Source organism: Sphingobacterium sp. (genome assembly GCF_039596235.1).
Lineage (GTDB): Bacteria > Bacteroidota > Bacteroidia > Sphingobacteriales > Sphingobacteriaceae > Sphingobacterium.
In genome coordinates, this window is the sequence record NZ_JBCNKE010000005.1 from 84,284 (window position 1) to 103,157 (window position 18,874).

General features: G+C 37.3%; 22 protein-coding genes. 12 read left to right on the forward strand and 10 right to left on the reverse strand.

Going from position 1 to position 18,874, the window contains the following annotated elements; all coding sequences use genetic code 11:
- The first annotated feature begins 32 nt into the window (after positions 1 to 32).
- Complete coding sequence (gene dnaA / locus ABDW32_RS12295; RefSeq protein ID WP_077436883.1) at positions 33 to 1,457, forward strand: chromosomal replication initiator protein DnaA; 1,425 nt, start codon at positions 33 to 35, stop codon at positions 1,455 to 1,457.
- A gap of 225 nt (positions 1,458 to 1,682) precedes the next feature.
- On the opposite strand, the gene ABDW32_RS12300 is transcribed toward dnaA, so the two are convergent.
- From ABDW32_RS12300 to ABDW32_RS12330, 7 genes are all read right to left on the reverse strand, one after another.
- Positions 1,683 to 2,093, reverse strand: coding sequence for a hypothetical protein (locus ABDW32_RS12300; protein WP_077436882.1), 411 nt, complete (start codon positions 2,091 to 2,093; stop codon positions 1,683 to 1,685).
- Between the two features lie 70 nt (positions 2,094 to 2,163).
- Positions 2,164 to 2,550, reverse strand: coding sequence for a hypothetical protein (locus ABDW32_RS12305; RefSeq protein WP_343562780.1), 387 nt, complete (start codon positions 2,548 to 2,550; stop codon positions 2,164 to 2,166).
- A 384-nt stretch (positions 2,551 to 2,934) separates the two neighbouring features.
- Positions 2,935 to 3,303 carry a hypothetical protein gene (locus ABDW32_RS12310; RefSeq protein ID WP_343562782.1) on the reverse strand — a complete coding sequence of 123 codons (369 nt, stop codon included), beginning with the start codon at positions 3,301 to 3,303 and terminating at the stop codon, positions 2,935 to 2,937.
- An 81-nt stretch (positions 3,304 to 3,384) separates the two neighbouring features.
- On the reverse strand, positions 3,385 to 4,434 hold the full coding sequence (gene lpxK, locus ABDW32_RS12315; RefSeq protein ID WP_343562784.1) for a tetraacyldisaccharide 4'-kinase: 1,050 nt from the start codon (positions 4,432 to 4,434) through the stop codon (positions 3,385 to 3,387).
- Positions 4,434 to 4,898, reverse strand: a complete 465-nt coding sequence (locus tag ABDW32_RS12320; RefSeq protein WP_343562786.1) for a gliding motility lipoprotein GldH — start codon at positions 4,896 to 4,898, stop codon at positions 4,434 to 4,436. Before ABDW32_RS12320 ends, lpxK begins: the two co-directional genes overlap by 1 nt.
- Before the next feature lie 54 nt (positions 4,899 to 4,952).
- Positions 4,953 to 6,335 (reverse strand): regulatory iron-sulfur-containing complex subunit RicT, encoded by a 1,383-nt coding sequence (ricT, locus tag ABDW32_RS12325; RefSeq protein WP_343562788.1) that lies wholly within the window; start codon positions 6,333 to 6,335, stop codon positions 4,953 to 4,955.
- Between the two features lie 10 nt (positions 6,336 to 6,345).
- Entirely contained in the window at positions 6,346 to 7,488 is a 1,143-nt protein-coding gene (locus ABDW32_RS12330) for a hypothetical protein (RefSeq protein ID WP_343562790.1), read from the reverse strand.
- Between the two features lie 209 nt (positions 7,489 to 7,697).
- On the opposite strand from ABDW32_RS12330, the gene dnaN reads away from it, so the two are divergent.
- From dnaN to ABDW32_RS12375, 9 genes are all read left to right on the forward strand, one after another.
- Complete coding sequence (gene dnaN / locus ABDW32_RS12335) at positions 7,698 to 8,819, forward strand: DNA polymerase III subunit beta (RefSeq protein ID WP_077436875.1); 1,122 nt, start codon at positions 7,698 to 7,700, stop codon at positions 8,817 to 8,819.
- A 13-nt stretch (positions 8,820 to 8,832) separates the two neighbouring features.
- On the forward strand, positions 8,833 to 9,495 hold the full coding sequence (locus ABDW32_RS12340; protein WP_343562793.1) for a DedA family protein: 663 nt from the start codon (positions 8,833 to 8,835) through the stop codon (positions 9,493 to 9,495).
- A gap of 30 nt (positions 9,496 to 9,525) precedes the next feature.
- Positions 9,526 to 10,173: a DedA family protein gene (locus ABDW32_RS12345; protein ID WP_343562795.1), complete on the forward strand. Its 648-nt coding sequence runs from the start codon at positions 9,526 to 9,528 to the stop codon at positions 10,171 to 10,173.
- Positions 10,174 to 10,216: 43 nt separating this feature from the next.
- Positions 10,217 to 10,789 carry a CAP domain-containing protein gene (locus tag ABDW32_RS12350; protein ID WP_343562797.1) on the forward strand — a complete coding sequence of 191 codons (573 nt, stop codon included), beginning with the start codon at positions 10,217 to 10,219 and terminating at the stop codon, positions 10,787 to 10,789.
- Between the two features lie 93 nt (positions 10,790 to 10,882).
- On the forward strand, positions 10,883 to 11,758 hold the full coding sequence (locus tag ABDW32_RS12355) for a YicC/YloC family endoribonuclease (RefSeq protein ID WP_343562799.1): 876 nt from the start codon (positions 10,883 to 10,885) through the stop codon (positions 11,756 to 11,758).
- A 2-nt stretch (positions 11,759 to 11,760) separates the two neighbouring features.
- On the forward strand, positions 11,761 to 12,330 hold the full coding sequence (gmk, locus tag ABDW32_RS12360) for a guanylate kinase (protein WP_343562801.1): 570 nt from the start codon (positions 11,761 to 11,763) through the stop codon (positions 12,328 to 12,330).
- An 8-nt stretch (positions 12,331 to 12,338) separates the two neighbouring features.
- A complete protein-coding gene (gene nadD, locus ABDW32_RS12365) occupies positions 12,339 to 12,914 on the forward strand; it encodes a nicotinate (nicotinamide) nucleotide adenylyltransferase (RefSeq protein WP_343562802.1) in 576 nt (191 codons plus the stop codon).
- Between the two features lie 231 nt (positions 12,915 to 13,145).
- Positions 13,146 to 13,889, forward strand: a complete 744-nt coding sequence (locus ABDW32_RS12370) for a hypothetical protein (protein ID WP_343562804.1) — start codon at positions 13,146 to 13,148, stop codon at positions 13,887 to 13,889.
- Positions 13,870 to 14,760: an SUMF1/EgtB/PvdO family nonheme iron enzyme gene (locus ABDW32_RS12375; protein WP_343562806.1), complete on the forward strand. Its 891-nt coding sequence runs from the start codon at positions 13,870 to 13,872 to the stop codon at positions 14,758 to 14,760. Before ABDW32_RS12370 ends, ABDW32_RS12375 begins: the two co-directional genes overlap by 20 nt.
- 28 nt (positions 14,761 to 14,788) lie before the next feature.
- Here ABDW32_RS12375 and ABDW32_RS12380 read toward each other — a convergent pair whose 3' ends face one another.
- The 3 genes from ABDW32_RS12380 to kduI all read right to left on the reverse strand — a co-directional run bounded on the left by ABDW32_RS12380 (position 14,789) and on the right by kduI (position 17,618).
- Positions 14,789 to 15,553, reverse strand: a complete 765-nt coding sequence (locus tag ABDW32_RS12380; protein WP_343563202.1) for an SDR family NAD(P)-dependent oxidoreductase — start codon at positions 15,551 to 15,553, stop codon at positions 14,789 to 14,791.
- Between the two features lie 5 nt (positions 15,554 to 15,558).
- On the reverse strand, positions 15,559 to 16,683 hold the full coding sequence (locus ABDW32_RS12385) for a DUF4861 family protein (protein ID WP_343562808.1): 1,125 nt from the start codon (positions 16,681 to 16,683) through the stop codon (positions 15,559 to 15,561).
- A gap of 89 nt (positions 16,684 to 16,772) precedes the next feature.
- Entirely contained in the window at positions 16,773 to 17,618 is an 846-nt protein-coding gene (gene kduI / locus ABDW32_RS12390; RefSeq protein WP_343562810.1) for a 5-dehydro-4-deoxy-D-glucuronate isomerase, read from the reverse strand.
- 155 nt (positions 17,619 to 17,773) lie between these two features.
- Between kduI and surE the strand changes: the two genes are divergently transcribed.
- Together surE and ABDW32_RS12400 are read left to right on the forward strand one after the other, a co-directional pair.
- A complete protein-coding gene (surE, locus tag ABDW32_RS12395) occupies positions 17,774 to 18,583 on the forward strand; it encodes a 5'/3'-nucleotidase SurE (protein WP_343562812.1) in 810 nt (269 codons plus the stop codon).
- Positions 18,573 to 18,833, forward strand: coding sequence for a hypothetical protein (locus tag ABDW32_RS12400; RefSeq protein ID WP_343562814.1), 261 nt, complete (start codon positions 18,573 to 18,575; stop codon positions 18,831 to 18,833). The genes surE and ABDW32_RS12400 overlap by 11 nt, the downstream gene beginning before the upstream one ends.
- Positions 18,834 to 18,874: the final 41 nt, after the last annotated feature.

The following is an 18,874-nucleotide window of genomic DNA, read 5'->3' on the forward strand; positions in this document are numbered from 1 at the left end:
GTATTGTAAATCAACTTATTAACAATTTTAGAATGGAAAAAACGTATTCAAGTGTCTGGAATAATTGTCTTTCGATTATCAAAGATAATATCCCAGCGCAAAGTTTCAAGACCTGGTTTGAACCTGTGAAAGCAGTCCGTTTGGAGGGTGACGTTTTAACTATTCAAGTACCTAGCTTATTTTTTTACGAGTGGTTGGAGGAGCACTATGTGGGTATCCTTCGCAAGACCGTAAAGAAGTTTCTAGGAGAGCAAGGTAGATTGGAATACAATATTGTAGTGGAGAAGTCATCGGCTTCTCATCCTTATACGACTAATCTTCCATCGAATGGCAATGGGGCAGAGGGTAAGAGACAATCTATTCCTGTACCGGTATCTTTGAACAGAGATATCAAAAATCCGTTTGTTATTCCTGGATTAAAGAAATTGCAGGTTGACCCGCAATTGAATCAAAACTACACATTTGAGAATTTTATTGAAGGTGAATGTAACCGTCTTGCTCGTTCTGCAGGCTATGCAGTAGCAAACAAACCGGGAGGTACATCATTCAACCCTTTAATGATTTATGGTGATGTAGGTTTGGGAAAGACACACCTTGCCCAAGCTATCGGTAATGAAATTAAAAGAAATCTTCCCGATAAGTTGGTCATTTATGTGTCCTGTGAGAAATTCTGTCAACAGTTCGTCGATTCATTGAAAAACAATACGATCAATGATTTCGTCAATTTTTATCAAGCAATGGATGTCATTATCATGGATGATGTGCACAACTTTGCTGGTAAAGAGAAAACACAGGATATCTTCTTCCATATATTCAATCATTTGCATCAATCTGGAAAGCAAATTATTTTGACTTCTGATAAAGCACCCAAGGATTTGGCTGGCTTAGAAGAACGTTTGCTTAGTCGTTTTAAATGGGGGTTATCTGCAGATATTCAAATTCCAGACCTTGAGACAAGAATGGCGATTTTGAAGAAGAAGATGTACTCTGATGGCATTGAATTACCTGAAAATGTCGTGGAATATGTCGCAACACAGATCGATAACAGTGTAAGGGAGTTAGAGGGAGCTATGGTTTCTTTATTGGCTCAATCAACATTGAACAAAAAGGAAATTGATCTGGGATTGGCAAAATCGATGTTGAAGAATTTTGTGAAAAATACACATAAGGAAATTTCAATGGATTTTATTCAAAAATTAGTTTGCGAATACTTTGAGGTTCCTGTGGATATGGTAAAGTCAAAGGTCCGAAAGCGTGAAATCGTGCAGGCCAGGCAAATTTCGATGTATTTAGCGAAAAGCCACACAAAATCTTCACTTAAATCGATTGGTGCATTCTTTGGAGGAAGAGATCATTCAACTGTCATCTATGCATGTCAAACCGTTGAGGATTTAATTGAAACTGACAAGAAATTTAAAACTTATGTCAGTGACATTATGAAAAAGTTGAAATCGTAGTGTCGCCTGATATTGAGTTAAAGGAAAGGGGCTATCCAAAATGGGTAGCCCCTTTTTATGCTATTTTATACGTTCTTTTAAAGCATTATTTCAGCGATTAAATTATCAAGTGTTAACTTATTTTTTCGGGATATCCGCTGTTATCGCATAAATAATGGTTTTAAAAAAAACTCCGAATATGCCAAAGCATATCCGGAGTTTTAATAATTCCATTAAACGGAATTATTATTGTTGTTGTTGATTGCTATTTTCGTTCGTATTTTCCTTTTGTTCCGTTGGTGTCGGTGTTGTAGGAATGCTTACTGGAGGCCGCTCTTCGATATATTTTTGAAAAGCTGCTTTCTGTTCATCTGTCAATAGCTGAGCAATCTTGTTATCTGATTCGCCTTGGAGTTTTGCAATACTCTCTTTTTTCACATCCGGAGTAGTTGTAGAATCCTGTATTAGAGCTGCTACTGCTTTTTCTTGGTCCAGTACAATTGTTGATACAGCAGTTTTCTGTTCGTCATTCAGCGTAAGCTTCGTGACCAATTCGGTCACAACTTTAGTCGCATTTTCTTCTGGAGTTGCTTGTTGAGCGAAGGTAAGGCTCATCGCTAGAAAGAAACCTATACCGGTTAAAAATAACTTTTTCATGATGTTTAATTTTAAATGAATTATTCAATGAATCTATAAATGTCTTTATTTATTAAATACCAAAATTTTGTTAGTTTGAACTGGATTCTGTTTTAGAAGGTTCGGTCGTTGTCGGAACAGCTTTTGCCGGACGTTCGGCAATTACCTTCTGATAAATAGTTTTTTGATCTTCTGTCAGTAATTGACTGACTTTTGTATCTACTTCTGTTTGAAGTTTATTGAGCGTTTCGCCTTTCGCAGCAGCAGTGGAACTGCTGTCTTTTAGAATCGTTTCTTCTGCTTTTGCTTGGTCCAATAGAATAGAGGATACAGCAGTTTTCTGTTCATCATTCAGATTCAGCTTTTGTACCAGTTCGGTAGTAGCTTTCGCAGCAGTTTCTTCAGGTGTAACCTGTTGGGCGAATGTTAGGCTAAGCGCCAGACACAATCCTATACTTGTTAAAATTAGCTTTTTCATATCAATTGTATTTAAAAAGTTACAACTATGATCTCTTGATATAAAAACTACTAATGTGGGGGGTATATTGTATCAAGTATGTTACTTTAACAAATTTTTAACGCTACATGTTTGTGTATCTTATTTATTATCAATGATATATGTGTTTTTTTTCTGCAAGATACAATAGATAACGATTGTTTTGTTTTAAATAAAGGGTGGGAATCGCTTTTCGTATAAAAGAAAGGAATAGGCTTACTTAGAAGGATAATGGTCTTAAAAGACCTAATAATGGTATTACAAGGCTTTATAAGTCTTATGTTATAGAGAAGTATACTTCTATTATTGGAGCTAACCATAGATTAAATAAAAAAGGTCGATAAATAATCGACCTCCTCCATTAAATTAGTTTTCAGAACGTTTTTTCATTCTCTCCTTCATTTTTTCCTGCTGTTCATCGAATAGCTTTATTTGATCTGGAGTGAGCCAGGATTTTATTTTAGTTGCCTGAGCTTCTTGAAGCTGTTTAAACTTTTCCATATTTGCTTTGCGGTCTCCACCATCACTTTTTATTGCCGCTCGCTGTTGGGCTTGGCTTAATGTAAGATTATAGATGGAATCTTTTTGCACTTGATTAAGTGTGAGTAGTTTGTCTAGATGTTCCACACGCATCTTTGCCTGTTCTTCGGGACTACGTTGTTGGCGCTGTTGCGCAAAAGAAACTGTTGTCGCCAATAGTAGGCCGCTTATTACCATTAAAGTTTTCTTTTTCATCGCTTTATATTTTAAGTTTACTTTCTTTTTGAATATAAATTTGACGAAAAAGTTTACTAAAATATTAGCCCTTAACAAAATTTAAGGTTGATTAACACTTAATGCGACTGTATCACTTATAATATTACAAAATTGATCTCTTTGCTCTGGATCATTAAATTTAAGTCCTATTGGTAAATAGATGAGTTCTATCGTATCGAAACGATCTTTATATGGCTTTAGCCGTTGATAATCCTTTTCCGTGGTTAATACTATTTTATTGCTGCTATTTAGCGATTGGAAAGCTTTTATGATTTGGTCAATATCGGAGTCGTTAAATGTATGGTGATCTCCAAAAGAGATATGATTGACAGCGTTCGCTTTTTTCTTGACGTGATCTAGCAAGGGCTGTGGCCTGGCAATACCAGTCACTAATATGATATCTTTATCTCGGATATCAATTAGTCTACCATCAGCACTAACAGGTTCAAAATAGTCTATATGACTAAATGCGATCAAGGCCTCTCTATTATAACGACGGAGCTTTTCTTCTATGTGTATCTTTTCCTCACTAGAAATGTTAGGCGGACATTTTGTAACGACTATGATTTGCGCTCGTTTCGATTCAGTAAGTAAGTCTCTGAAATTTCCTGCAGGAAAAACAAACATCGGTTGAGAAAAAGATCTAAAATCGAATAAGAGGATATTAAATGATGCTGATAATTTTCGATGTTGAAAGGCATCATCCAAGATAATAAGCTGATGATCCGTCTGAAGTTTTTCTATTCCAGTACAACGATCTTCACATACCGCTACTGTGACATTTGGAAGCTTGTTTTTGAATTGCAATGGTTCATCGCCTACTTCAGTTGCCAAAGAATCTATTTGTACTGTCCGGAATCCTTTGGTCTTCCGGCCATATCCTCTGCTGAGGATAGCTACCTTGTAGTTACTACTAAGATAGGAGACAACAAATTCGGTCATGGGGCTCTTACCGGTACCACCAACAGCTAAATTACCAATTACGATGGTAGGAATTTGAAAAGATTGGGCTGGTAGCAAATGGAAATCATATAGCCGATTTCTTAACCATACGACTAATCCAAAAATAATGGAAAAGGGAAGAAGGAGATATCGTAGGAAAGTCCACATTATTTCGGTATCACGGTTAATCCAATATCTGTAATTTCTTGCAAGGGGTTTTCCCGCATATTCTGTTCAATGGATATCGTATATAATCCGGTGTCCGGAAATATATAATCTTTATGCAGGATAGCCTGCTGATTGTAGAGGCTACCGGATGATTTTCCAGCCCATCTTCCATCTGATTTTGCCAATTTAATTTCCTTGCGGAAGGTATGTGTTTTTTTATCAGGATTTTGCTGATAAATCAAAACAAAAAGATTAGAGAAAGCATATTCTGGAGTATGGCGTACATCCATTAATACATCATATTTCTTCGTATTGTCGCTAATATGAAATTGAAAACGAGGATGTGAAGTATGTAACCAAGTCTTATTTTCGATAGGTTTATTTTCATTTAAAATGGCAGTTTGGTCACAAGATGTCCATAAACCAATACATAAAATTCCAAAAAGAAAAGCCTTTAGTTTCATTTTAAATCTATATAAATAGAATATGCCTAATATTTTTAATTAGGCATATTCGTTTTATTCTGTTTTTGAGGCAGTGTTGTTATTGTTGCCTTTGTTTTTATTTCTATGACGATTAAAGCGTTTTTTTGGTCGATTATTTTGACCTTCTTTATTCTCTTTGCCCGTCGGTGCCGTGTTTGAATTATCCGTATTGCTCTGCTGTTTTGCTACCACCTGCTTTGGCGAGTTTTGTTCAGCTTTATCGTTTTTCTGGCTATTTTTATTTTCCGGTTTAGCATTATTGCTTTTCGTTTTCCGTTTTTTCTTCCTTTTATTGCGATCATCCAGACGGGTCAAACTATCTTGACCGACTACATTCTCGTAATCGTAATTGACAATCTTTTCCTCTCGGATCTCTTCGGCATCTATTACACTTGATATAGCCTCAGGTTTAATTCCCTGCTTGTTCATTTCAACAAGTTCTTTGACCTGTTGAACTGGCATAGCAATCCAGTTTTCTGCTCCTGGGAAAGAAAACCACATCATTTTTTTGAAGATATCAGTTTTCTGGAGATAAGCGACACCTTTTTGTGTCTCAATACGATCGATATTATTTGGAATGTCTTTCAACGCATCCATATAACTATCCAATTCATAATTGAGACAGCATTTCAATTTGCCACATTGCCCAGCCAGCTTTAACGTATTTAATGATAAGTTCTGATAACGGGCTGCTGAAGTCGATACCGTTTTAAAGTCTGTCAGCCAAGTAGAGCAACATAGCTCGCGGCCACAGGATCCGATACCGCCAAGACGGCTTGCTTCCTGTCGCATACCGATCTGTCGCATTTCAATCCGTATACGGAATGCTTCGGCCATTTTCTTGATCAGTTCACGAAAATCCACACGACCTTCTGCAGTATAATAAAACGTTGCTTTCGTTTTATCCCCCTGATAGTCTACGTCGGAAATCTTCATCGATAAGCCTAAGTCTAAAGCAAGTTTACGCGCTTTATGCATGGTTTCCCATTCAAGATCTTTTGCCGCATTATACTTTTCTACATCCACTTCATTCGGCTTCCGATAGATTTTTTTTGTTACCATCTCCGGGGTAACATTATTCTTTTTTAACTGTAATCTAACCAATTCACCAGTCAAAGAAATGTGGCCTACATCATATCCACCTGTTGAGGGCTCTACAATGACCATTTCGCCCATTTCAAGGTAAAGGTTGTCTACATTAATAAAGAAATCTTTTCGAGATCCTTTGAATCGTACTTCTACGATATTGAAGGGTTTATAGTTTGATGGCATATCCATATCGGAAAGCCAGTCATATACATCTAATTTATTACATCCGCTGGTCATGCAAGAGCCATTATTTTGGCATCCCGCCGGTGTACCATTTACTGTGGTAGTACCGCAACCTCCGCCGGATGAGCAACTGCCACATCCCATAGTTTTCTATTTATATATATTGAGTTCCTTTCGGAAACGTTTTGTATTTGTACATTAATGTTAATTGCAAAGATAAATCTAAAAATAATATTTTGGGATTCGCATTTCTTTCGACAAAATAGTGCGTTTCCTCAAATAGATTTATTGTTGCTTCAATTTGTTCTATATCATAATGAACTGCAAATTTTTGGACAAAGTCCAATTCTTTTGCCGATAAAAATACGAGATTAGAAAGTCCCTCCTTGATCAAAATAATCTGCCGCATCATATTGATCGCATAAAAAAGAAAGCTTTTTTGATTTTCCCGACCCATTTTAGATAATTCCTCTTCTACCAAAGAGATCATATTTGTACCGGCATCCGATACAATAAATCGCAACCAGTTGACCAGAATGCCAAAATGATTATTGGTCTGTGTGTTGAGTTGATTAAATGCTTCCTGTAAATTTCCATCCGCTATAAAAGCTATCTCGGATGCCTCTTGATCGGAAAGATGATGCATTGTTTTCAAGTAATCAACGACTTCAGTATGGGCCAGTTTCTTTATTTTTACCAGTTGTGTCCGTGAAATAATAGTATTTAAAATTTTGTCCTGATTTTCAGCAACAAGAATAAATAAGGTTTTTTCGGGCGGTTCTTCAATCAGTTTTAATAGCGCATTGCCTTGGGTATCCAGATATTCGGGCAACCACATGATTAAAACTTTATATTCAGCCTCGAATGCTTTAAGACTTAATTTCTTGATGATGCCATGTGCTTCGGCAATATTAATATTGACCTGTTTATTATCTGCATCCAATTGGTTTCGCCAGTATTCCAACCCCATGTAAGGATTGGTTAAAAAGGATTTTCGCCAGTTTTCAGCATAATCTGTAGCTGTATCTTCCTTGTGCTTGGCAATAAACGGATAAGACATGTGCAAATCTGGATGGATCAGCTTGCTGTATTTTCGGCAGGAAGGGCATTCGCCACAACTATCGGTAGTTTGTTTATTCTCACAGTTTAAAAACTGAGCATAAGCATAAGCTAGCGCGAGGCTTCCGGATCCCTCTGGACCAAGAAATAATTGCGCATGACTCACACGGTTTTCATGAACCGTACGAACAAGATGTTCTTTGATGTCTTTATGCCCAATGATATCTTTAAACTGCATACACTATTGCTATTATACAAATGTAATAAATATTGTGATTTATAAGGGTGTATTTGCTTTCTATACTTTTGGAAGTGTGCTTATTAATTGAAATACAATCGCTTATTTACGTGTAATAAATCTTCGTATGTGGAAAGAAAGGCAGTTACAAAACCGAAAAATATTGATTAATTTGTGTATTATTGCACATAATAATTAGTAATTAGGAAATGAGATTCATTGTATCAACATCAATTTTATTAAAGCAGTTACAAGCTATCAATGGAGCATCTAGTACAAGTACTGTTTTGCCAATATTGGAAAACTTTCTTTTTGAAATAAAAGACAATAACTTGACTATTTCTGCTACCGATCTGCAGACAAGTATGGTTACTTCTTTACAGATTGAAGCAAAAGAAGAAGGAAGGGTAGCAATGCCTTCAAAGATTTTGATAGAAACATTAAAAACTCTCCCTGATCAACCTGTTGCTTTTTCAGTAGACATGAATACATTGGCTATTGAAATTAGTGCTGGCGATGGTAAATATAAATTGAGCGGAGAAAATGCAGATGATTTTCCTAAAATTCCGTCCATTGATAACGGATCTATTATCCAAATGCCTGCTCCGGTTCTTTCAGAAGCTATCAGTAAAACCATCTTTGCAGTGAGCAATGACGAATTAAGACCGGCAATGTCTGGGGTTTTGGTACAATTGGCCGAGAAAAATGTAACTTTCGTTTCTACAGATGCACATAAATTGGTCCGTTATACCAGATCGGATATCAGCGCTGAAAAACCTGCTTCACTTATTCTTCCTAAGAAAGCACTTTCTCTGCTTAAATCGTCACTACCTTCGGATGATACAACAGTATCTATCGAATATAACCAGACAAATGCATTTTTTAGCTTTGGCAATATCAACTTGATCTGTCGTTTGATTGATGAGCGTTATCCTGACTATGCCGCAGTGATTCCGCAGGTTAATCCAAATAAGCTAACTGTTGATCGGTTACTTTTCTTAAATACATTGAGAAGGGTTGTAATTTTTGCGAATAAAACAACACACCAGGTACGTTTGAAGATCTCAGGTAGCGAATTGAATATCTCAGCTGAAGATCTGGATTTCTCCAATGAGGCACATGAACGTTTGTCATGTCAATTTGAAGGCGATGATATGGAAATAGGTTTTAATGCCAAGTTTTTGGTGGAGATGTTAAACAACCTTGAAAGCGAAGAAGTGGTTATCGAAATGAGCACACCAAATCGTGCCGGTTTGTTGATTCCTGCTACATCCGAAGATCACGAGGATATTTTAATGTTGGTTATGCCAGTAATGTTGAATAACGCTTAATCTCCTGATCAGTTTGGAAATAATTACACATCTTATTGACTTTATTCTCCATATTGATAAGCATTTGGTTGAAATCGTCAACGACTATCAGCTATGGACATACCTTATTTTGTTTCTCATTATTTTTGTTGAAACAGGAGTTGTTGTCATGCCTTTCTTACCGGGAGATTCCCTATTGTTTGCTGCCGGAATGCTTGCTGCACAACCAAATGAACTTAATGTGTGGTTAATGATCTTGATTTTGTTAATAGCAGCGGTAACTGGAGATTCGCTGAATTACTCCATTGGAAAGCACTTCGGGATGCGATTAACAAAAATCAAACTTTTTGGCAAACAGGTTGTCAAGGATGAGCAGATTGCCAAAACACATGCTTTCTATGACAAATATGGTAGTAAAACAATTGTAATTGCCCGTTTTGTACCTATTGTACGTACGCTAGCACCATTTGTTGGCGGAATCGGAAAAATGAATTACGGTACTTTTATTACTTATAACGTTGTTGGAGCGGTGTTGTGGGTCGGCGGTATAACGTTAGCAGGCTATTTTTTGGGCAATATTCCAATCATTAGAGATAATTTTTCTAAAGTGGTACTGCTGATCATTTTTATTTCAGTACTGCCTATTATATTTGAATTGGTCAAAGAAAAAATAAAAACTAAAAAGGGAGTTCAATAGGACTCCCTTTTTTTATTGTATTTATCGAATATGGAGTTTGTTTATCAGCTGGTCAATTTTATCCTGCATATTGATCAACACCTGTTGCAGATTGTCAATACTTATGCTGGATGGACTTATTTCATTCTATTCCTGGTTATATTTGCTGAAACAGGATTTGTGGTTACACCATTCCTCCCGGGGGATTCCGTATTATTTGCATTGGGTGCTATTATTGCGCGACCAGAAAGCAACCTTTCACTGTCACTTTTCCTACTTGTTCTGATATGTGCAGCTATTTTTGGAGATTTTGTGAATTATGAGATAGGTAAATATTTTGGAATTCGAGTTTTTAAATCAGACTCAAAAATTTTTAAACTAGCCTATCTTAAAAAGACACAAGCTTTCTATGCAAAATATGGTACTAAAACTATTGTTTATGCTCGTTTTGTACCTATTGTCCGAACCTTCTCTCCATTTGTTGCAGGCATTGGAAAGATGCCTTATACTCTTTTTGGTAAATACAATATTTTGGGAGGTGTATTGTGGGTACTCATATTCGTTCTGACAGGGTATTTTTTTGGACAGCTTCCTTATTTCAGACGTAACTTTTCTTTCATCATACTAGCGGTGATATTTATTAGCTTAATACCCATGCTGATACAGTTTTTAGCTGTTAAAAGGTCAAAAAAAGATTAAACATTCCATACTAAATCCAGTCTTTTAAGGTTAAAGGATTGGTATGAAATACATCATTTTAGCATTTACCTTATTTGTTACACAGTTTGCTTTAGCGCAACGCGTAACTGTCGATCGTCATCAAGCAAAAGAAGCCTACGATCTCTTGAACAAAATCCGAACAAATCCTGAGAGATATAAAAAGGAACTGAAGCTTTTTAATTTGCATAAGGTTACCCGGACAAAGCTTAATTGGAACAAGCAACTTGCCGAAGTAGCAGAATATCGGGCTAAGGATATGGCCAAACGGTCTTATTTTGATCATGTCTCTCCCGAAGGTTACGGCCCCAATTATTTTATTGAAGAGGCCGGATACCAGCTCAATCAGGCTTGGTTAAAAAAAAGGAATGCCAATAATTTTGAATCCATTGCTGCTAATCGCGCCAGTGCGACCGATGCGATTAAAGCATTGATCATCGGTAGAGAAGCGCCCGGTTATCATCATCGTACACATCTGTTAGGTATGGATCAATGGAATGGCTCGCTATATGATATCGGAATAGGTTATGTAAAGTGTAAAGGAGCTAAACCTTACGAAAGCTATCTCGTTGTTATTATTGCTAAGCATGATTGGTAAATAAACTAGCCTATTTGAAGGTAATTTGAGGAGTATCAGCAATTAATCGATGTTGCGTCTTCAACTTTTATTTGAAAAGTCATACCTTTGCATATGATAAAATCCATGACAGGATATGGCACGGCTTCCAAAGATAACGGTAAAGTCAAATATAGTGTCGAAATAAAGTCCTTAAATTCAAAATTCCTTGAATTAAATCTTCGTCTGCCCAAAGTAGTTTCGGACAAAGAATTGACCTTGCGCACAGAGTGCAGTAAGCTTATCGAACGCGGAAAAGTTAATCTGAACGTGGCTGTAGAATATACTGATCAAACAGCCAAGGCTTCATCCATCAACGCTGATTTACTGAAAAAATATTATGGTCAATTGCAGCAGATTGCAAATGAGTTAAATGACAATAAAGTTAATTTATTTGAATTGGCGTTGAATATGCCGGAAGTTGTCACTAATAACGATGATACTGTTGATGATGAAGAATCCAGCGTATTGATGGATGCTTTTTACGATGCGGTCAGACATTTCAATACATTCCGTGAGGACGAGGGAAATGTATTGGCTCAAGATCTAAAAAAGCGAGCTGAACTTATTTTGACTTATCTAGGTGATGTGGAAGGTTTGGAAGTTGAGCGTATCCCATTGATTAGACAACGTATAGAGCAATTTCTAAATGACAGCGTGGGCAAAGAGAATGTAGATCAGAATCGTTTTGAACAGGAACTTGTTTACTATATTGATAAATTGGATGTTACTGAAGAGAAAGTTAGATTGCGTTCCCATTGTAACTATTTTCTGAAAGCCTTTGATTCTGCTGATTCCAATGGTAAGAAATTAGGTTTTATCTCTCAAGAAATGGGACGTGAAATCAATACCTTAGGGTCCAAAGCTAATCATGCCGGTATTCAGCAGATCGTGGTTAAAATGAAAGAAGAATTAGAAAAAATAAAGGAGCAATTGCTCAACGTATTATAAGGATGAGCGGTAAATTAATTATTTTCTCTGCACCGTCGGGGGCTGGAAAAACAACTATAGTAAGAGACCTATTAAGTAAACATGGCGATAAAATAGAATTTTCTATTTCTGCGAGTACCCGCGATCCCAGAGGACAGGAGATCGATGGAAAAGACTACTACTTTATGTCCAAGGAAGAGTTTTTACATAAGGTTGCCAAACAAGAATTTATCGAGTTTGAAGAGGTATATTCGGGTACATTTTATGGCACTTTGCGTTCAGAAATCGAACGCATCTGGAAAGAAGGTAAAAATGTTATTTTCGATATCGATGTTGTTGGTGGGTTGCGCCTGAAATCTAAATTCCCAGAACAGGCTATCTCCATATTTGTACAGCCACCTTCCTTGGAAGTACTTAAAGAACGTCTGACTGGACGCGGTACAGATTCGGAGGAAAAACTGCAAGAACGATTTGCCAAAGCAGAATTGGAACTTACTTATGCGAATAAGTTTGATGTTATCCTGAAGAATTATGATCTGGCGACGGCCTGTGCTGAAGCAGAAGAAATTGTTATGGGTTTTATCAATAAATAAAGTGCTAGATGAAAAAGATTGGTTTGTTTTTTGGCTCTTTTAATCCAGTGCATGTCGGGCATTTGATTATAGCAAATTACATGGCCAATTTTACAGGGCTGGATGAAGTTTGGTTTGTGGTCTCTCCACAGAATCCCTTTAAGAAGAAATCGACCTTAGCAGATCCTTATGACCGTTTAGAAATGCTAAATCTTGCGGTTGAAGATTGTGAACATTTACGTGTAAGTGACATTGAATTTCATTTGCCAGTTCCGTCCTATACCATAGATACATTAACGCATCTAAAGGAAAAATATCCGAATAAAGAATTCGTACTTTTAATGGGAGAAGATATCTTAGAATCATTGGAAAAATGGAAGAATGCTGAGATTATTTTACGTGATTATCATATTTATGTATATCCGCGTCCAGGTTATAACGGTGGGAAACTAAAGGAGCATCCTTCCATAACCATGACTGATACACCCTTAATGGAACTTTCCTCTACCTTTCTACGAAAGGCAATTAAAGAGCATAAAAATATTCAGTTTTTCACGCCCCAAAAAGTGATAGATTTTATAGATAAAAAAGGACTTTATTCCTGAAAGCAAAATTATAAAAAGAGTTTACTTCCCTGAATTTGATAGGATTCAGGGATTTTTTTTGTGTTTCTCGAAAGCTTATCAAATAACTCGGAGTTTGGAATGTAGGGGACATATAGAAAAGAGACATTTATAGATCAGCTGTAAATAAAATTTAAGCAACTAGATTTGACAAATGGAATTGTTTTTGGTAGGAATAATTTCATTACTTTTAAATAGTATTATCAATATTTTATGAAGAGTTTAATTTTATTATTTATCTGCCTAGGTTATTGGACTTGTGGCTTTGCACAGACGGAAAATGATTATATTATGGATCCTGCTGCTATTGAATTTAGAACGAAGATGACAATACCACCTTATGGTTTGGCTAAAGTCAAAGCAATGATAGCAAAGCTGTCCCCAATAGAGGATAAAGATGGTACAGATACTGGAATATTGGCTCTCTCCGCAGCTGATTTTAAGAATCTTAGTTTACGTGAAAAATTTACTTATACGATGATCCACGCTGAAGTATATGCTCAAAATTGCGATATACCAGAAAACCAAAAGGCTATCGATAAGAAGATATTCGGCAAGTTGCTTGGCGGTTTTAATGAAGCGTGGTGGTCGGAAAGACAGACCGATTTTTTGCAGGAAAATAGGGATTCGGTTATGAAACTGATTCAAGAGTCTGTGATAAGAAGTAAACGGATGGGGGTGAATTATAAAGAAACTATTGAACAGATCAATGGCTGGCAAATGATTCCATTTATCATTGAATATGCAAAGAATACTCCCAAAGATAAGGATGCATTGACTTTATTGTTATTACTGATGAAACGTGGCGAGTATAGCGAATTCATGAAGTCAACTTCCTTCAAAAAGTTGTATGGTGAGACGAGTAACTACTATTCCTATTTAGACTATAATAAGGAGAATGAAGCACTAATCTATCGTAGAGCAATGGGGTATTACAATGAAAAAAAAGGTAAATAAAATATGGGCTTGTTGGCTGATTTTGCTTGGAATTATTGGCAATCCTTGTTTTAGCCAAGATTTCTCCGGCTGCATTTCTCCGGCGGGACTGGAGAAGGGATATATTTTAATTCCAGGCGGAGATTATCAATTGGGGGATACGATGAGTCTGGATAATCCGAAAAGAGCAGTACAAATAGAACCTTTTTGGATTGCACAATACGAACTGACCAATGCCGAGTTTGAAAAATTTATACAGGCTACGGGCTATCAGACTTTGGCAGAACGATATCATAATGCAATGGTATTTGAGCCTGGGCTTGGGGAATTCAGGTGGCTACAGGATAGTAGCGCTTATTGGCGTTTTCCAAATGGGATAAGCCGTGGTGGAATAGCAGACAAAATGGATCATCCGGTCACTTGTATATCTTTTAAAGACGTATTGGCTTATTGCGCTTGGGCCGATTGCAGGTTACCCACTTTTGAGGAATGGGAGGTCGCTGCGAGAGCCGGCAGTGATGGACGTTATTTTGATGGGGTGAATGAAGAAAATATAGGCCAATATGGCAACATATGGCATGGTAAGGATCATCTTAAAGCGGACTTATCTGACGGTTATATGTATACTTCTCCGGTAGGTACATTTAAGCCGAACCCGTGGGGACTGTTTGATGTATTTGGTAATGTCTTTGAATTTTGTTCGGGTAAGTTAATTAGAGATGGGGAGCGTTATGTGGCTCACGCGAGAGGAGGTTCGTGGTGGTGCAGTAGAAATAGCTGTTCGGCCTTTAATACTGTCTATATTGGCTCCGTCAGTCCAAATGCCTCATTCAGTAATCTCGGATTTAGGATAGTAAAAAAAGCCTTTACCCCGAAGGATAAAGACTTTTAAAAACAAAAAATCTTAAAAGGTTGATTTTTTATCTTCCCATCCAGCCGCCATCTACAGTAAGGATGGTACCATGTACATAATCTGCTGCTTTTGATGCAAGAAATACTGCCGGCCCTTTAAAGTCTTCTGGGGTACCCCACCGTCCGGCAGGTATACGGTCCAAAATAGATTTGGAGCGTTCCGGATCATCTCTTAGTGCTTCCGTATTATCTGTTGCAATATAACCTGGGGCAAAACCATTTACGTTTACGCCTTTAGCGGCCCATTCGTTTGCAAAAGCTTTGACCAATGATCCTATTGCACCTTTTGACGCTGCATATCCGGGGACATTGATACCACCTTGGAATGTTAGTAATGAAGCTGTAAATACGATTTTACCGGTTCCACGTGAAATCATATCTTTTCCAATTTCCCTTGTCAGAATGAATTGCGCATTTTGATTGATTTCAATGATTTCATCCCAGTATTCGTCTGGATGTTCAGCAGCTGGTTTGCGAAGGATATTTCCGGCATTGTTAAATAGGATATCGATTGTTGGATGTTCAGATTTAACTTTTTCAATAAACTGATATAGTTCGCTTCTTTTCGAAAAATCACATTGATAAGCATAAAAATTTCTTCCTAAAGCCTGTATGGATTTTTCTACGGCGGATCCTGTCGCTTCCAACGATGCCGAAACCCCGATGATATCCGCTCCAGCCTCCGCTAATGCTTCGGCAATAGCTTTACCGATACCTCTTTTACAGCCAGTTACCAAAGCGACCTTCCCGGTCAAATCAAAAGATTGCAGTATAGACATTATTTTGAATATTTTATCTTTAAAGGTTGATTTAAGTTATTTCTAAATGCTTTAATATAGGATTGCCATTGATCAAAACTGGTTATTTTACCCGCTTTATTAAATGCTGCTCCAGCAAAATAGATTAAAGGTTGGTTATTTTTAACGGTAGTTGCCAATAAAAACTGTTTCGGACTATCCTTAAATACATAATTTGTTTTAGGTAAGATCACAGCAGTTCCAGTAATTTTATCTCCCTCAGCAGGCTCCCAGTAAGCCAAGATACCATTTTTGGTATCGTTTAAGAGCTGAGGTTTCTCCTCTTTACGTTTAGCTAGACCAACGACTATAGACGTACTATTCGAAGTTGTATTTTTTATCGCATAACTTATTTTATTCAGCTGGCTTCCAGCATCCAAAGAGACTGTCTTTTCAACCTGTATATGCTGTCCTTTTACATCTTCCGGCTCATAAATAAGCTTAAAAGTAGTGCGTAAAGGACCATTATCCAATACTTTGTACTGACGATAATGTTTGTGATAGACGACCTGCTGGTCAATAAATGGAGTTGCGTCACCTACACCAAGGGTCTGGCCTACAGAATAGTAATCTAACCCTTTGCCATGATCGGCATGGTAATCTCCTGTTTTATACCATTCGTCAATAATTAGGTCATTCGTCCTTTTGGACCAAAAATCGAATCCCTGTGCATCTTCAGAACTGCCTTCTAAAGCTTTTCCATAAGTCCTGAATGCAGCAATGTCATTTTCCCAAGCAAAGTCATCCTTACGCTCAGGGACATAACGAGCATATGCCTTGGAAGCTACTGCTTGTGGACTATTTCCAGTTACGCCGAAAGTTAAAGCGCTTTTAGGCGCAATAGCGACTTGTATCAGCACATTTTGAGGTGTTGATTGTCCTAACTTTTCCAATTGGTAAGCCAGTTCCGCTTTATTCTTGCTATCGATAATCGTAAAAACATTTTTCTTCAATGCAAAATGTTTTTCGAACGTTGCATAGGGGATGCTGATCAGCTCCGTCCTTGTTATAGCCGAAGGATTATTAACCGTAATCGTCTTATTGTTTTGCGCAAAGGCAATACTTGAAAGTCCCAGCGTTAAACTTAATATGAATGTTCTTTTCATTTGATAAAGGATTAAAGAAAAAATATTAAAGACAGTGTTTGTAAGCAGAATGCTTGGCTACCCAAGATCTCAAATCTATCATCTAAAAATTACTTAAGTTTGGTAATAGCGCATTTGTCCATATCATCATAGTCGAGGTTTTCGCCCGCCATCCCCCAAATAAACGTATAGTTGGACGTTCCAGCTCCTGAGTGAATTGACCAGGGGGGAGAAATGACAGCTTGATCATTATGCATCCAAATATGGCGTGTTTCATCTATTGGTCCCATAAAATGAGATACAGCCTGACCCTCAGGCAACTCAAAGTAAAAGTAAACCTCCATGCGACGGTCATGTGTGTGTGATGGCATTGTATTCCATACAGACCCTGGTTTTAGTTCCGTCATTCCCATTTGCAATTGGCAGGTTTGTACGACTTTGTTCAGCAACATTTGATTGATGGTACGGTGATTGGCAGTTTCCAGGGAGCCTAATTCTATTTTATTGGCGTCTTCCTTGGTGACCTTTTTGGTAGGATAGCTGTGGTGTGCTGGCGTTGAATTTAAATAAAATTTTGCCGGATTTGCACTGTCCTGACTTGAAAAATAGATATCTTTCGCACCCTGTCCGACATAAAGTGCTTCTTTGGTTTTAAGTTCGTATAATGTGGCATCTACTTCCACCTGACCGTTACCTCCGACATTGATAATACCCAATTCTCTTCTTGAAAGGAAGTAAGGTTCTTTTAACAATTCAGGGATTGTTTCTAATTTGATTTTTGAATTTACGGGCATTGCACCACCAGCCATATAACGGTCGTAATGCGTATAGACAAAGTTAATTCTATCCGTTTCGAAAACTTTTTCAATGAGAAAATTATCTCTTAACCCTTGTGTATCTAATGTTTTGTATTCTTTAGGCCCGATTGCATAACGGGATTCAAAATTAATGCTCATACCTGAATGATTTTTCTTTATTTGAAAGCTAAATTTAAGGCTATTATTTATCAAAAACTATACAATCTTACGCAATCGATGTCGTACTTATGTAAAGGAACCATTAAGACAAATTTTCTTGAGCTTTTTATTTTTTAGATTTACTAACTTCGTATATGGTAAAGAAGAAACCAAATATTTTAGTTGTTAATGACGATGGTATTACAGCTCCCGGGATAAAGGTGTTGTTAGAAGAAATGCAAAAGATTGGCAATGTGGTTGTCGTAGCACCGGATTCAGCTCAATCAGGAATGGGACATGCGATCACACTTGGCCGACCGCTGCGATTGGATAAAATCAACCTTTATGAAGGAGTGGAGATGTATCAATGTTCAGGAACACCCGTTGATTGTGTCAAACTTGCAGTTAATAAGGTTTTTAAAGGGCAGAAACCTGATATTTGTGTGTCAGGTATTAATCATGGACTCAACAATTCAATTAACGTGTTATACTCTGGGACAATGTCTGCTGCGGTCGAAGGAGCGATAGAAGGAATACCTTCTGTTGGTTTTTCGTTGGATAATTTTTCCCATGATGCAGACTTTAGCTACTGTAGACCATATGTGATTTCTATAACGGAACAAGTTTTGGCCAATGGTCTACCCAAAAATACCCTGTTGAATGTTAATTTTCCACAGACGCAAGGATTTAAGGGGATTAAAATCTGTAGACAGGCTGGAGGACATTGGGTAGAGGAATTTGATGAACGTATTGATCCACACAACCGTGATTATTATTGGACGACAGGAAAGTTTGTCTTACAGGACCGCGGAGAAGATACGGATAGTTTTGCATTAGCAAATGGTTATGTTTCAGTTGTTCCTACACAATTCGACATGACTGCACATCATGCGATTCCAGAACTGAATTCATGGAGTTTTGATCATTTGCAAGGAACTACGAAACACAGCAAAAGTGAAAAATAATATTTGGATAGGTCTGGGTCTAGGAGTTATCTTTCCTTTAGTGGCTTTTTTGTTGCTGCGTTTTACTGCTATTGAACTTTATTTTCTTCCTGAGAAGCCAATGGCAACGTATACCATTGCCGTATTGATCAATTTGGTTTTCTTAAGGTTTGCATACCGTTCAGGAAATGATCAAATAGGAAAAGGAATCATTATCATGACATTTTTGGCCATGATACTTTATTTAATTACACATAAAGTGACGGTATAAACGACATGTAAATAAGTGGCAACACAGTATTTGTTTACGAA